This window comes from Pseudomonas sp. GW821-FHT07G06 (assembly GCF_058986625.1).
The window spans coordinates 381,367-395,725 of record NZ_JBYSVW010000004.1 but is presented as its reverse complement, the minus strand read 5'-3'; the positions used below and the strand labels follow the sequence as shown (position 1 = coordinate 395,725).

General features: G+C 60.8%; 10 protein-coding genes. 1 reads left to right on the top strand and 9 read right to left on the bottom strand.

Going from position 1 to position 14,359, the window contains the following annotated elements; genetic code table 11:
• Window position 1: 1 nt before the first annotated feature.
• Complete coding sequence (purL, locus tag AC3WJW_RS10850) at window positions 2-3,898, bottom strand: phosphoribosylformylglycinamidine synthase (RefSeq protein WP_493725977.1); 3,897 nt, start codon at window positions 3,896-3,898, stop codon at window positions 2-4.
• A 285-nt stretch (window positions 3,899-4,183) separates the two neighbouring features.
• Here purL and mltF point away from each other — a divergent pair, with 285 nt between their 5' ends.
• A complete protein-coding gene (gene mltF / locus AC3WJW_RS10845; RefSeq protein ID WP_102674868.1) occupies window positions 4,184-5,644 on the top strand; it encodes a membrane-bound lytic murein transglycosylase MltF in 1,461 nt (486 codons plus the stop codon).
• An 83-nt stretch (window positions 5,645-5,727) separates the two neighbouring features.
• On the opposite strand, the gene pdxJ is transcribed toward mltF, so the two are convergent.
• The 8 genes from pdxJ to lptF form a co-directional block, all read right to left on the bottom strand.
• Window positions 5,728-6,474, bottom strand: a complete 747-nt coding sequence (gene pdxJ, locus AC3WJW_RS10840) for a pyridoxine 5'-phosphate synthase (RefSeq protein ID WP_429391344.1) — start codon at window positions 6,472-6,474, stop codon at window positions 5,728-5,730.
• 50 nt (window positions 6,475-6,524) lie between these two features.
• Window positions 6,525-7,214, bottom strand: a complete 690-nt coding sequence (gene recO, locus AC3WJW_RS10835; RefSeq protein WP_429391345.1) for a DNA repair protein RecO — start codon at window positions 7,212-7,214, stop codon at window positions 6,525-6,527.
• Window positions 7,215-7,388: 174 nt separating this feature from the next.
• A complete protein-coding gene (gene era, locus AC3WJW_RS10830; protein WP_493725976.1) occupies window positions 7,389-8,291 on the bottom strand; it encodes a GTPase Era in 903 nt (300 codons plus the stop codon).
• Complete coding sequence (rnc, locus tag AC3WJW_RS10825; protein ID WP_007973960.1) at window positions 8,284-8,973, bottom strand: ribonuclease III; 690 nt, start codon at window positions 8,971-8,973, stop codon at window positions 8,284-8,286. Before rnc ends, era begins: the two co-directional genes overlap by 8 nt.
• Window positions 8,974-9,159: 186 nt before the next feature.
• Window positions 9,160-10,014: a signal peptidase I gene (gene lepB, locus AC3WJW_RS10820; protein ID WP_015093643.1), complete on the bottom strand. Its 855-nt coding sequence runs from the start codon at window positions 10,012-10,014 to the stop codon at window positions 9,160-9,162.
• A 5-nt stretch (window positions 10,015-10,019) separates the two neighbouring features.
• Entirely contained in the window at window positions 10,020-11,819 is a 1,800-nt protein-coding gene (gene lepA, locus AC3WJW_RS10815) for a translation elongation factor 4 (protein ID WP_007973962.1), read from the bottom strand.
• 171 nt (window positions 11,820-11,990) lie between these two features.
• On the bottom strand, window positions 11,991-13,052 hold the full coding sequence (gene lptG, locus AC3WJW_RS10810) for an LPS export ABC transporter permease LptG (protein WP_493725975.1): 1,062 nt from the start codon (window positions 13,050-13,052) through the stop codon (window positions 11,991-11,993).
• The gene (gene lptF / locus AC3WJW_RS10805) at window positions 13,045-14,163 is read right to left on the bottom strand and encodes an LPS export ABC transporter permease LptF (RefSeq protein WP_493725974.1); all 1,119 of its coding nucleotides are present in this window, start codon (window positions 14,161-14,163) and stop codon (window positions 13,045-13,047) included. The genes lptG and lptF overlap by 8 nt, the downstream gene beginning before the upstream one ends.
• Between the last annotated feature and the right edge of the window lie 196 nt (window positions 14,164-14,359).

The window sequence follows — 14,359 nt, the reverse complement described above, 5'->3', positions numbered from 1 at the left end:
CTTAGTTCACCCACACACGAGCATTACGGAACATACGCATCAGCGGTGCATCTTCGTTCCAGTCATCCGAACGCCACGAGTTCTGCACGGCGCGGAACACACGCTCCGGGTGCGGCATCATGATGGTCACGCGACCGTCGCGGCTGGTCAAACCGGTGATCCCGCGCGGCGAGCCGTTCGGGTTGGCCGGGTAGCTTTCGGTGACCTTGCCGTGGTTGTCGACGAAACGCATCGCCACGCAACCGGACAGATCGGCTTCCAGCAGTGCTTCTTCGCTGGCGAACTCTGCATGACCTTCGCCGTGGGCGATGGCGATCGGCATGCGCGAACCGGCCATGCCCTGCAGGAAGATCGAGTTCGACTCCTGGATCTGCACCATGGCAACACGGGCTTCGAACTGCTCGGAACGGTTGCGCACGAAGTGCGGCCAGAACTCGCTGCCCGGGATCAGCTCGTGCAGGTTGGACATCATCTGGCAACCGTTGCACACGCCGAGGGTGAAGCTGTCGTTGCGCTCGAAGAAGCCCTGGAACGCATCGCGGGCACGGCTGTTGAACAGCGCGGATTTCGCCCAGCCTTCACCGGCACCCAATACGTCGCCGTAGGAGAAGCCGCCGCAAGCGACCATGCCCTTGAACTCATTCAGGTCGACACGGCCGGCCAGAATGTCGCTCATGTGCACGTCGATCGCGTTGAAACCGGCGCGGTCGAACGCAGCCGCCATTTCCACCTGACCGTTGACGCCCTGCTCACGCAGCACGGCAACCTGTGGGCGGATGCCTTTCTTGATGTAAGGCGCGGCGATGTCCTGGTTGATGTCGTAGCTCAGCTTGACGCTCAGGCCCGGGTTGTCTTCTTCCAGCAGCACGTCGAACTCTTGCTCGGCGCAGTCGGCGTTGTCACGCAGGCGCTGGATCTGGTAGCTGGTCTCGGCCCACTGACGCTGCAGCAGACGACGCTGGCCTTCGAACACGGTGTCGCCGTTGAAGGTGATGCTGATCTCGCCGTTGTTCATCGGCTGACCGACCACCGATACGCAATCACCCAGACCGGCAGCACTGAACTGCGCGAGGATGTCCGGGGTGGCGTCCTGGCGAACCTGGATCACGGCACCCAGTTCTTCGTTGAACAGGATGGCGGCGATGTCGGCGGAGGTTTCCGCCAGGCCGTCGAGGTTCAGGCTCAGGCCGCAGTGACCGGCGAACGCCATCTCGACAACGCTGGTCAGCAGACCACCGTCGGAACGGTCGTGGTAAGCCAGCAGGTGACCGTCGGCGTTGAGGCCCTGGATCACGGCGAAGAAGGCCTTCAGGTCTTCGGCGTCGTCGACGTCCGGAGCCTGCTTGCCGAGCTTGCCGTGAACCTGCGCGAGGATCGAGGCGCCCATGCGGTTCTGGCCGCGGCCCAGGTCGATCAGGATCAGGTCGGTGGTGCCCTTGTCCATGCGCAGTTGCGGGGTCAGGGTCTGGCGGATGTCAGTCACTGGCGCAAAACCGGTGACGATCAGGGACATCGGCGAAGTGACGGACTTGTCCACGCCTTCATCGTTCCAGCGCGTGGCCATGGACATCGAGTCCTTGCCCACCGGAATGGTGATGCCCAGCTCAGGGCACAGTTCCATGCCGACCGCTTTCACGGTGTCGTACAGACGCGCGTCTTCGCCCGGGTGACCGGCAGCGGACATCCAGTTCGCCGACAGCTTGATGTCGGAGATCTTGCCGATGCGCGAGGCCGCGATGTTGGTCAGGGTTTCGCCGATGGCCATGCGGCCCGACGCCGGAGCGTCCAGCAGTGCCAGCGGAGTCCGCTCGCCCATGGCCATGGCTTCACCGGTGTAGACGTCGAAACTGGTGGCGGTGACGGCAACGTCGGCCACCGGCACCTGCCACGGGCCGACCATCTGGTCACGGGCCACGAGGCCGGTGATGGTGCGGTCGCCGATGGTGATCAGGAAGCTCTTGCTGGCCACGGCCGGGTGATGCAGGACGCGCTCGACGCAGTCGGCAATGTTCAGGGTCGACGGATCGAAGTCGTCGCCCAGCTCGGCTTCACGCACCACCGAACGGTGCATGCGCGGCGCCTTGCCCAGCAACACTTCCAGTGGCATGTCCACCGGGCTGTTGCCGAAGTGGCTGTCGGTGACGGTCAGTTGCGGCTCGGCGGTGGCTTCGCCGACCACGGCAAACGGGCAACGCTCACGTTCGCAGATCGCCTTGAAACGCTCGAAGTCAGCCGGGCCGACCGCCAGAACGTAGCGTTCCTGGGATTCGTTGGACCAGATTTCGTGCGGGGCCATGCCCGGTTCGTCGTTTGGAATGTTGCGCAGTTCGAAACGGCCACCGCGGTCGCCGTCGTTGACCAGTTCCGGGAAGGCGTTGGACAGACCGCCCGCACCCACGTCGTGGATGAAGCTGATCGGGTTCTTGTCGCCCAGTTGCCAGCAACGGTCGATGACTTCCTGGCAGCGACGTTCCATTTCCGGGTTTTCGCGCTGTACCGAAGCGAAGTCCAGGTCCGCCGAGCTGGTGCCGGTGGCCATGGAGGAAGCCGCGCCGCCACCCAGGCCGATCAGCATCGCCGGGCCGCCGAGCACGATCAGCTTGGAGCCAACGAGGATCTCGCCTTTCTTGACGTGTTCTTCGCGGATGTTGCCCATGCCGCCTGCCAGCATGATCGGCTTGTGGTAGCCGCGAACTTCGTCACCGTGCGGGGTGGTGATCGATTGCTCGAAGGTACGGAAGTAGCCGGTCAGGGCCGGACGACCGAATTCGTTGTTGAACGCGGCGCCGCCCAACGGGCCTTCGATCATGATGTCCAGCGCGGTAACGATGCGCTCAGGCTTGCCGTACGGCACTTCCCATGGCTGTTCGAAGCCCGGGATCTGCAGGTTGGACACGGTGAAACCGGTCAGGCCGGCTTTCGGCTTGGCACCGCGACCGGTCGCGCCTTCGTCGCGGATCTCGCCACCGGAACCGGTGGATGCGCCCGGGAACGGGGCAATCGCGGTCGGGTGGTTGTGGGTCTCGACCTTCATCAGGATGTGCACCGGTTCCTGCACCGCGCCGTACTGGCGGGTTTCAGGGTCCGGGAAGAAGCGACCGGCCACGGAACCGACGATCACCGAAGCGTTGTCCTTATAAGCCGACAGGACACCTTCGCTGTGCATCTGGTAGGTGTTCTTGATCATGCCGAACAGGCTTTTTTCCTGGCTCTCTCCGTCAATGTCCCAACTGGCGTTGAAGATCTTGTGACGGCAGTGCTCGGAGTTCGCCTGGGCGAACATCATCAGTTCGATGTCATGCGGGTTGCGCTTCAAGCCGACGAAGGCGTTGACCAGGTAGTCGATCTCGTCTTCGGCCAGGGCCAGGCCCAGCTCGGTGTTGGCTTTTTCCAGCGCAGCGCGGCCGCCACCCAGCACGTCGATGGCGGTCAGGGGTTTCGGTTCGGCGTGGCTGAACAGGCCGGCGGCCTGTTCGAGGTTGCCCAGGACGATCTGGGTCATGCGGTCGTGCAGACCGTCAGCGATCAACCGGGCTTCAGCGTCGCTGAACTGGCCGGCCACGTAGAACGCGATGCCGCGCTCCAGGCGCTGGATTTTCGCCAGGCCGCAGTTGCGGGCGATGTCGCTGGCCTTGCTCGACCACGGCGAGATGGTGCCGAAACGCGGCAGTACCAGAAACAGACGACCGGTCGGTTCTTGTACCGGAACGCTTGGACCGTACTTCAGAAGGCGCGCGAGCACCTGCTGTTCGTCGCCGGTCAGGACGCCGGTAACTTCGGCGAAGTGAGCGAATTCAGCATACAGGCCGCTGACAGCCGGAACCTTCTGGCTCAGTTGCTCAAGGAGCTTGCTGTGGCGAAAGGCGGAAAGGGCAGGAGCGCCGCGCAGGATCAACATCTTCGGGACAGCCTCGGGAAGGGGTGTGCTTTGAGGCCGTGCATTCTAGCCTAAACAGCCCGCGACATCACCCGAAACGCTACGCACGGTTGCACTCGGGTGTCGATCTGTGTTTCTGCCCCGAAAGTCAGGTTAACCGGGCGTATGACGACAGCTTATTTTTACTGTAACAAAACGCAGACAAGGCCCGTTCCTGCGGGGTTTCGGCCGAATTTGTGATCTCTAGCAGACTCGCCCTTCACTGTCGAGATATGGCGCCCGTGGTCCTTTGCGTATACTGCGCAGATGTTTTTCCCAATGGCTTTGCGTCCGCGGTACGCCAAATGGCTGATCGCAACCGGACTCTTCCTGATGCTCGGTGCCTGTGTTGATAAACCCAACACGCTCGAGCGCGTAAAGGAGGATGGTGTGCTGCGGGTGGTTACCCGAAACAGCCCCGCCACCTACTTTCAGGATCGCAACGGTGAAACCGGCTTCGAATACGAGCTGGTGAAGCGCTTCGCCGACGATCTGGGGGTCGAGCTCAAGATCGAGACCGCCGACAACCTCGATGACCTGTTCAACCAGGTCGGCAAGCCCAACGGCCCGGTGCTGGCGGCGGCCGGCCTGGTCAGCAGCGAAGAACGCAAGAAGCAGGTGCGCTTCTCCCACTCCTATCTGGAAGTCACCCCGCAGGTCATCTACCGCAATGGCCAGTCACGGCCGACCGACGCCAAGGATCTGGTGGGCAAGAAGATCATGGTGCTCAAGGGCAGCACCCACGCCGAACAACTGGCAAAGCTGAAACAGAAATTTCCCGGCATCGAATACGAAGAGTCTGACGCAGTCGAGGTCGTCGATCTCCTGCGCATGGTTGACGAAGGCCAGATCGACCTCACGCTCGTCGACTCCAACGAAGTCGCGATGAACCAGGTGTACTTCACCAACATCCGGGTCGCCTTCGACCTCGGTGACGCCAGCAACCAGAGCTGGGCCGTCGGGCTGGGCGACGACAACAGCCTGCTCAACGAAATCAACGACTACCTCGACAAGGTCAAGAAAAACGGCACCCTGCAACGCCTCAAGGATCGTTACTACGGGCACGTCGACGTGCTCGGCTACATGGGCGCCACCACCTTTGCCCAACACTTGCAGCAACGCCTGCCCAAGTACGAACAGCACTTCAAGTCGTACGCCAAGAAGGAGAAAGTCGACTGGCGCCTGCTGGCGGCCATCGGCTATCAGGAATCCCTGTGGCAACCGGCCGTCACGTCCAAGACCGGTGTGCGCGGCCTGATGATGCTGACCCAGAACACCGCGCAGGCCATGGGCGTGTCCAACCGCCTCGATCCGAAACAAAGCATCATGGGCGGCGCCAAGTACCTGGCCTACATGAAGGACCAGCTCGACGATTCGATCCAGGAACCGGACCGTACCTGGTTTGCCCTGGCGGCCTACAACGTCGGCAGCGGCCATCTGGACGACGCACGCAAACTGGCGGCCAAGGAAGGACTGAACCCGGACAAATGGCTGGATGTGAAGAAGATCCTGCCGCGCCTGTCCGAGAAGAAGTGGTACAGCAAGACCCGCTACGGCTACGCCCGCGGCGGCGAACCGGTGCATTTCGTGGCGAACATCCGTCGCTACTACGACATCCTGACCTGGGTAACCCAGCCGCAGCTTGAAGGCGACCAGGTCGCCGAGGGCAAACTGCTGGTGCCGGGGATCGACAAGAGCAAGCCGGCGCAGGAGCCAGCCCCGCTTTAAAACAAAAGATCGCAGCCTTCGGCAGCTCCTACAGGTGCACACATAACCCTGTAGGAGCTGCCGAAGGCTGCGATCTTTTGATCCTAGCCCTTCAAGGCAGCCGCCAGAATCAGCGCCTTCATCTCCGAAACAGCCGACTTGAAGCCAACGAACAACGCATGGGCCACCAGCGCATGCCCGATGTTCAGCTCATTGATGCCCTTGATCGCCGCCACGGCTTCAACGTTGTGATAATGCAGGCCATGCCCGGCATTGACGATCAGGCCCTGAGCCAGGCCGAAGGCCACGCCATCGGCGACACGCTTGAGTTCTTCGGCGACTTCGGTCGGTGTCTCGGCATCGGCATAACGCCCGGTGTGCAGTTCGATGGCCGGGGCGCCAACACGGCGCGAGGCTTCGATCTGACGCTCGTCGGCGTCAATGAACAGTGACACTTCGGAGCCGATCTTCGACAGGCGCTCGACCGCCGCCTTGATCCGCGCTTCCTGCCCCGCCACATCCAGTCCGCCTTCGGTGGTCAGCTCCTGACGGGTTTCCGGCACCAGGCAAATGTGCGCCGGGCGGATGCGTTCGGCGAACTGCATCATTTCTTCGGTGATGCCCATTTCGAAGTTCATGCGGGTTTGCAGCACGTCCTTGAGCACCAGAACGTCGCGCTCCTGAATGTGCCGGCGGTCTTCGCGCAGGTGCACGGTGATGCCGTCAGCGCCCGCCTCTTCCGCGTCCAGCGCTGCCTTGACCGGGTCCGGATAACGGGTGCCCCGGGCCTGACGCAGGGTGGCAACGTGGTCGATGTTCACGCCAAGAAGAATACGGGTGCTGGTGGTCACGGAAAGCGCTCCAGAAGAAGAGAAAGTTCGGTGCACAGCATACGGTGTGATCAGGGCTTGCGAAACAGCTCGCGACTGACAAGTGGACGGCCGCCCAGGTGAACGGCCAACGCCTGGCGCATCAAGCGTTTGGCGGCAGACAGAGCGCCAGGGGCAGACCAGTCGGCCTCAGCCATGGCCAGCAGTTCGGTGCCGTTGAACAGACCCGGTTGCAGCAGGTAGACACGTTCAAGCCCGGCATCCACTTGCAAACGGTAGAGGCCGTCCGGTGCGATGGGCTGATCGTGAATATCAGTCGTCAGGGAAAACCCGTAGCCAAGGTCATCGAGCAAACGCCATTCGAAGGAGCGCAGCAAGGGCTCCAGGGGTCGACCTTCGGCCAGGGCCAGCAAGGTGGCGGCGTAATGATCGAACACCGAGGGGAGCGGATCTTCAGCGGGCAACAGGCGAATCAGCAGTTCATTGAGGTAAAGACCGCTGAACAGCGCCTCGCCATTGAGCCAGGTGGAAACACCGGCACTTTCCATGCGCCCGACGTTCTTCAGCTCGCCCTTGCCCCGGAACTCGACTTCCAATGGCACGAACGGCCGCGCCAGCGTCCCGGCCTTGCCCCGCGCACTGCGCAACACCGCCCGCAGCCGGCCTTGCGGCGTCAGGAAATCCACCAGCGCACTGTTTTCACGGTAGGCGCGGGAGTGCAGGACGTAGGCGGGTTGGGCGAGGGGCGGAGTTGAGGACATGGCAATCAGAATTCTCAAGATAGGAACACGGTCTTACAAACACCCCAAAACCAATGTGGGAGCGAGCTTGCTCGCGATTGCGGTCTGTCAGTCAACATTGACGTTGAATTTCAGGTCCTCATCGCGAGCAAGCTCGCTCCCACAGGGTTTCTCTGGTGTATCAGGAACCGAGTCTTACAGGTCGCCGTAACCCAGCGAACGCAACGCACGCTCGTCATCGGACCAGCCGCCCTTAACCTTGACCCACAGGTTGAGCATGATCTTGGAGTCGAACAGCAGCTCCATGTCCTTGCGCGCTTCGGTGCCGATACGCTTGATGCGCTCGCCCTTGTCGCCAATGATGATTTTCTTCTGGCCATCGCGCTCGACGAGGATCAAGGCATGGATGTGCAGGGTCTTGCCCTGCTGCTTGAACTCTTCGATCTCGACGGTGATCTGGTACGGCAGCTCGGCGCCCATCTGGCGCATGATTTTCTCGCGCACAAGCTCGGCGGCGAGGAAACGGCTGCTGCGGTCGGTGATCTGGTCTTCCGGGAAGAAGTGATCGTTTTCCGGCAAGTGCTCGGCAATCACCCGCTCCAGTGCATCGAGGTTGTGCCCGTGTTGCGCGGAAATCGGCATGATCTGCGCATTCGGCAGCTGCTCCTGCAACCAGCTCAGGTGCGGCATCAGCTCGGCCTTGTCTTCGATGCGATCGGTCTTGTTCAGCGCCACGATCAGCGGGCCGGTCACGTACTGGACGCGCTCGAGCACCATCTGGTCCTCTTCGGTCCACTTGGTGCGGTCGACCACGAAGATCACCACGTCGACGTCTTTCAACGCAGCCGAAGCGGTCTTGTTCATGTAGCGGTTCAGGGCCTTCTCGCCACCCTTGTGCATACCGGGGGTGTCGACGTAGATCGCCTGCACGTCGCCCTCGGTCTTGATACCGAGCATGTTGTGACGGGTGGTTTGCGGCTTGCGCGAGGTGATCGCCAGCTTCTGACCCAGGATGTGGTTCAGCAGCGTGGACTTGCCCACGTTCGGACGGCCGACGATGGCAACATAGCCACAGCGCGTTGCGTTTGTATCAGTCATTGCCATTCTCCACACCCAGGGCAATCAGTGCTGCGGCGGCCGCTACCTGTTCGGCAATACGACGGCTCACACCCTGACCTCGGCTTTTTTCATTCAGTAAGATGATTTCGCATTCGACGAAGAACGTCCGGCAATGCGGCTCACCTTGGATATCCACCACTTCGTAACGCGGCAGCTCACAACCACGGGACTGCAGGAACTCTTGCAGGCGGGTCTTCGGATCTTTGTTGGTGTCGACCAGCGTCAGGCCTTCGAACTCTCCGGCCAGCCAGGCGAGCACACGCTCGCGGGCCACTTCCATGCCGGCATCGAGGTAGATCGCACCGATCAGCGCTTCCAGGGCATCGGCCAGAATCGACTCGCGACGGAAACCGCCGCTTTTCAACTCGCCGGAGCCCAGGCGCAGGTACTCGCCCAGATCGAAACCACGGGCCAGTACGGCCAGGGTCTCACCTTTCACCAAGCGCGCGCGCAAACGCGACAACTGGCCTTCGCGGGCCAGCGGAAAACGCTCGAACAACGCCTCGCCGGCGACGAAGTTGAGGATGGCGTCACCGAGGAATTCCAGGCGTTCGTTGTTACGCCCGGCAAAACTGCGGTGGGTCAGGGCCAGGACCATCAGTTCCTGATCCTTGAAGGTGTAGCCGAGCTGACGCTCTAGACGGCTTAAGGAGACGCTCACGGTTTACCCACGCTGAGTTCGTGGTTCGATTGCACTGCCATCGCCGTGAGGCGGCGCAGGCTTGGGACAATTAACGCTGTGTTCAAAAATAACGTCCTGAATATCATTGGCTTCATGCTTTTTTCCGTCACCTTCTTCAGGTTCCAGAAATGCATTCGGCGCTGTGTTCAACAGCGCCGTGTTTGATTACTTGATCAGGCCAACCCGCGAGAAATTCGGCAGGTGACTGAGTTTGGGTTCCGGCCAGCTCATCCAGACCGCGAAGGCCTTGCCGACGATATTCTTGTCGGGAACCATGCCCAGCAGATCCTTGGGAATGCTCGGATCATCCCAGTAGCGACTGTCGTTCGAGTTGTCGCGGTTGTCGCCCATCATGAAGTAGTGCCCGGCCGGCACGGTCCACGAATGGTCCGGCATGGCGCGGTAGCGACTCATCTCCTTACGGATCATGTGCTCGGCGGCACCGAGTTTTTCCTTGTAGAGCTCGGCGCTGCCCAGCGTGCCCGGCTCGGAGCCGACCAGTTGCTCGGCAATCGATTGACCGTTGACGAACAGACGCTTGTCGGCGGTGTAGCGAACCGTGTCGCCCGGCAAGCCAACCACACGCTTGATGTAGTTGACGTTCGGATCGCTCGGGTAGCGGAATACCATCACATCGCCGCGCTGCGGATCACCGACTTCGATGACTTTCTTGTCGATCACCGGCAAGCGGATCCCGTAGGAAAACTTGCTCACCAGGATGAAGTCGCCGACATCCAGGGTTGGCTTCATCGAACCGGAAGGAATCTGGAACGGTTCCACCAGGAACGAACGCAGCACCAGCACGATGAACAACACCGGGAAGAACGACTTGCCGTATTCGACCAGCAGCGGCTCTTTGTTCAGCTGCTCGACCACGACCATGTCAGGCTGGCTGACGCTGCCCTGATAGGAAGCGATGGCGGCACGCCGACGCGGGGCCAGGATCAACAGATCGAGCAACGCCAACAGGCCGCAGACAAATACGGCGATGACCAGCAACAGCGGGAAATTTAGTGACATAGGACCTAACTATCCAACCTGAGCACTGCAAGGAAGGCTTCCTGTGGAATTTCCACGTTGCCGACCTGCTTCATGCGTTTCTTACCGGCCTTTTGCTTTTCCAGCAGCTTTTTCTTACGGCTGACGTCACCACCGTAGCATTTGGCCAATACGTTCTTTCTGAGCGCCTTGACGGTTGTCCGCGCCACAATCTGCCCGCCAATGGCGGCCTGGATTGCCACGTCGAACATCTGCCGAGGAATCAGATCCTTCATCTTCTCGGTCAGCTGGCGACCTTTGTAGTGCGAATTGTCACGGTGCACGATCAGCGCCAGGGCGTCGACCTTGTCTCCGTTGATCAGCACGTCCAGTTTCACCAGGCTGGCCGATTGGTAACGATCGAAATGGTAGTCCAGAGAAGCATAGCCGCGACTGGTGGATTTCAGGCGATCGAAGAAGTCCAGCACCACTTCGTTCATCGGCAAGTCGTAGGTCACTTGTACCTGAGAGCCGAGGAACAGCATGTCGACCTGTACACCGCGTTTTTCGATGCACAGGGTAATGACGTTGCCCAGGTGCTCTTGCGGCACAAGAATATTGGCGCGCACGATCGGCTCGCGCATGTCTTCGATGGCAGACAGGTCCGGCAGCTTCGACGGGTTATCGACGTAGATCGTCTCGCCGGTCTTGAGCAGCAGCTCGAAGATTACCGTCGGCGCCGTGGTGATCAGGTCCAGGTTGTACTCGCGCTCCAGGCGCTCCTGGATGATTTCCATGTGCAGCATGCCGAGGAAACCGCAACGGAAGCCGAAGCCCAGGGCGTCGGAGCTTTCCGGCGTGTATTGCAGCGACGAATCGTTGAGGGTGAGTTTTTGCAGCGCCTCGCGGAAATCTTCGAAGTCGTCGGAGCTGACCGGGAACAGGCCGGCGTACACCTGCGGCTGAATGCGTTTGAAGCCCGGCAGTACGTCGACGTCCGGCGTCGAGCTCAAGGTCAGGGTATCGCCCACTGGCGCACCGTGAATGTCCTTGATGCTGGCGATGATGAAGCCCACTTCGCCGGCCTTCAGGTCAACGGTCGGGGTGTGTTTCGGGTTGAATACACCGACGCTGTCCACCAGGTGGATCTTGCCGGTGGACTTGACCAGGATCTTGTCGCCCTTCTTCACGCGGCCGTGGCGCACGCGCACCAGGGAGACAACGCCCAGGTAGTTGTCGAACCAGGAGTCGATGATCAACGCCTGCAGCGGATCTTCGATGTTGCCGGTCGGCGCCGGAATGGTGGTCACCAGGCGCTCGAGCACTTCATCGACGCCCAGACCGGTCTTGGCAGAGCAAGTGACCGCGTCGGTGGCATCGATGCCGATGATTTTTTCGATTTCTTCCTTGACGCGCTCCGGATCGGCCTGTGGCAGGTCGATCTTGTTCAGCACCGGCATCACTTCCAGGCCCTGCTCGATCGCCGTGTAGCAGTTGGCAACCGACTGCGCTTCAACGCCTTGACCGGCGTCGACCACCAGCAGCGCGCCTTCACAGGCCGCCAGCGAACGGCTGACTTCATAGGTGAAGTCGACGTGGCCGGGGGTGTCAATGAAGTTCAGCTGGTAGTTGATACCGTCTTTGGCTTTGTAATACAGAGTAACGCTGTGCGCCTTGATGGTGATCCCGCGCTCGCGCTCGAGGTCCATGGAGTCCAGGACCTGGGCTTCCATTTCGCGCTCGGCCAGGCCGCCACACATCTGGATGAAGCGATCGGCCAGCGTCGACTTGCCATGGTCAATGTGGGCGATGATGGAGAAATTGCGGATATGACTCAAATCACTCACGGATCAACACTCAAAAAGGCTGCAGGCATAGCCCGCCGAAAAATAGCCGGGAATTGTACCTGATCCACGGCACTAGCGTCACGTTCGCAGGTCAGACGGCACCTACAAAAACGCCCCGGTCTTGCGACAAGGGCGTTTTCTATCGTCAAAGCGCTCGGAAAAAACCCGCCATCAACCGGCCCGGCGCAGCAGCCAGAGCCCGGCCACGGCACAAATACCCGCCGGCACCAGCACTGAAAGCAAGGGTGGGAAGCCGAACACCTGGCTCGAAGGGCCCAGCAGATCCTGAACGATGCGGAAGGTGAAGCCCACCAGCACGCCGGTGAACACCCGTTGACCCAGGGTCACCGAACGCAGCGGACCAAAGATGAAGGAAATCGCCATCAACACCAGAGCGGCAGTCACCAGCGGCTGCAACACCTTGACCCAAAATGCCAGCCAGTAGCGGCTGTTGTTCAACCCCTGGTCCGCCAGGTAGTGGATATAACCCCACAGACCGCTGATCGACAGCGACTCTGGCACCATGACCACCGTGCTCAGCAATTGCGGACTCAAGGCCACGTTCCAACGCTCGACCGGGGTCGACACCACTTCAGTGCTGCGTTCGTGGAACACCGTGGTCGTGACGTCCGTCAACTGCCAGTGATCCGTGTCGAACTCGGCACGCTTGGCAAAGCTCGCCGAGAGCATGTGGCGCTCGTTGTCGAAACGGTAGCGGGTCACGCCGTACAGGATGCCGTTAGGCTGCACCGAGTTGACGTGAATGAACTCATCACCCTGGCGGTGCCACAAACCGTGCTTGGCGCTTTGTGCATCGCCGCTGCCCTGGGCCAGCGAGCGATTGGCCTGCGCGGCGGTTTCAGCGGGCGGAGCGACGTACTCGCCAATCAGCAAGCCAGCCAGCATCAACACCAGCATCGGCTTCATGACCGCCCAGACGATCCGGCCGATCGACACACCGGCGGCGCGCATGATCGTCAATTCACTGTTGCTGGCCAGAGTGCCCAGGCCGATCAGGCAACCGATCAGCGCGGCCATCGGCAGCATTTCGTACATCCGGCGCGGCGCGGTCAACAACACATAACTCAGCGCATCGACCAGGGTATAGGTGTCGCTGATTTCACTCATCTCGTCGATGAAGGCAAACAGTGTCGCCAGACCAAGAATGATCCCGAGCACCGCCAGAATCGCCATGAACACGCTGCTACCAATGTAGCGATCCAGCTTAACCACGAGCTACCTCCAGCGCGTTGCGGCGACTCGCCCTCATCAAACGCAAGGGTTCCCAATAGAGCAAGCCCAGGCCAATGGCCAGGAAAATCCCGTGCACCCACCACAAACCCACCACCGCAGGGATCTTGCCCTTGTCGAGGGCACCGCGGGCGGCAATCAGAATGGTCAGATAAGCCATATAGAGAAGAATCGCCGGCAGCAATTTGAGGAAGCGGCCCTGACGCGGGTTGACCCGCGACAGCGGCACCGCCATCAAGGTCACGATGAACACCAGCAATGGCAGCGAGATGCGCCATTGCAATTCGGCGCGCATGCGAATGTCTTCACTGCCGATCAACGTACTGGTCGGCATCGCATCGCGGTCGGTGACTTCGTCGCTGACTTCCGGTTTTGGCAGCAACACACCGTACTCGTCGTACTTGATCGCCCGGTAGTCGGCCTGCCCCGGACTACCGTCATAGCGATAGCCGTTATCCAGGATCAGGTAGCGGTTGCCGTCCGGGCGAATTTCCTGACGCCCCTTTTCCGCCACCAGCACAGAAATTCCGCGATCCTTGTTGTTGGAACTGATGTTCTTTTGCGAGATGAACACGCCACCCAGGTTCACGCGATCATCCGACATGCGCTCGGTATAGGTGACCCGGGTGCCGTCACGCAGGGACTGGAAGCGCCCCGGCTCCAGGGTATCGAATTCGGTGAGGGCATCCTGCTTGTTCAGCAGCAACTGAAACTGATTGGCCCCCTGTGGCGCCAGGCTCAGGCTCAGCCACGCGACGACGAGTGCAACCAGGGTGGCCGGAAACATCGTCATCCAGACCAGCCGCTGCTGGCTCATGCCGGTGGCCGAGAGCACGGTCATTTCGCTTTCGAGGTACATCCGCCCGTAGGACAACAGGATCCCGAGAAACAGCCCCAGCGGCAGGATCAGCTGGAGGAACCCCGGCATGCGAAAGCCCATGATCAGGAACAACGAGCCCGGATCCAGCAGGCCCGAGGCGGCCTGGGCGAGGTATTTGATGAAGCGACCGCTCATGATGATGACCAGCAGCACGGCGCTGACGGCGCTCAAGGTCAACAGGACTTCGCGGGACAGATAACGGAAGACGATCAAACCAGACACTCCAGGGTTGTCAGGCTAAGGCGGCCAAACAAGCAAACGTATCGGACAGCCCGCAAGACAGAACCGCCGAAAAAAGATGGCGCATTATCCTGTGATTGGGTGCGCCTGTCACTGCGCAATGCATTGGGCAGGTGTAGGAGCGAGCTTGCTCGCTATGGTCGTCAATGATAACGCGGGGAGCCTGAAG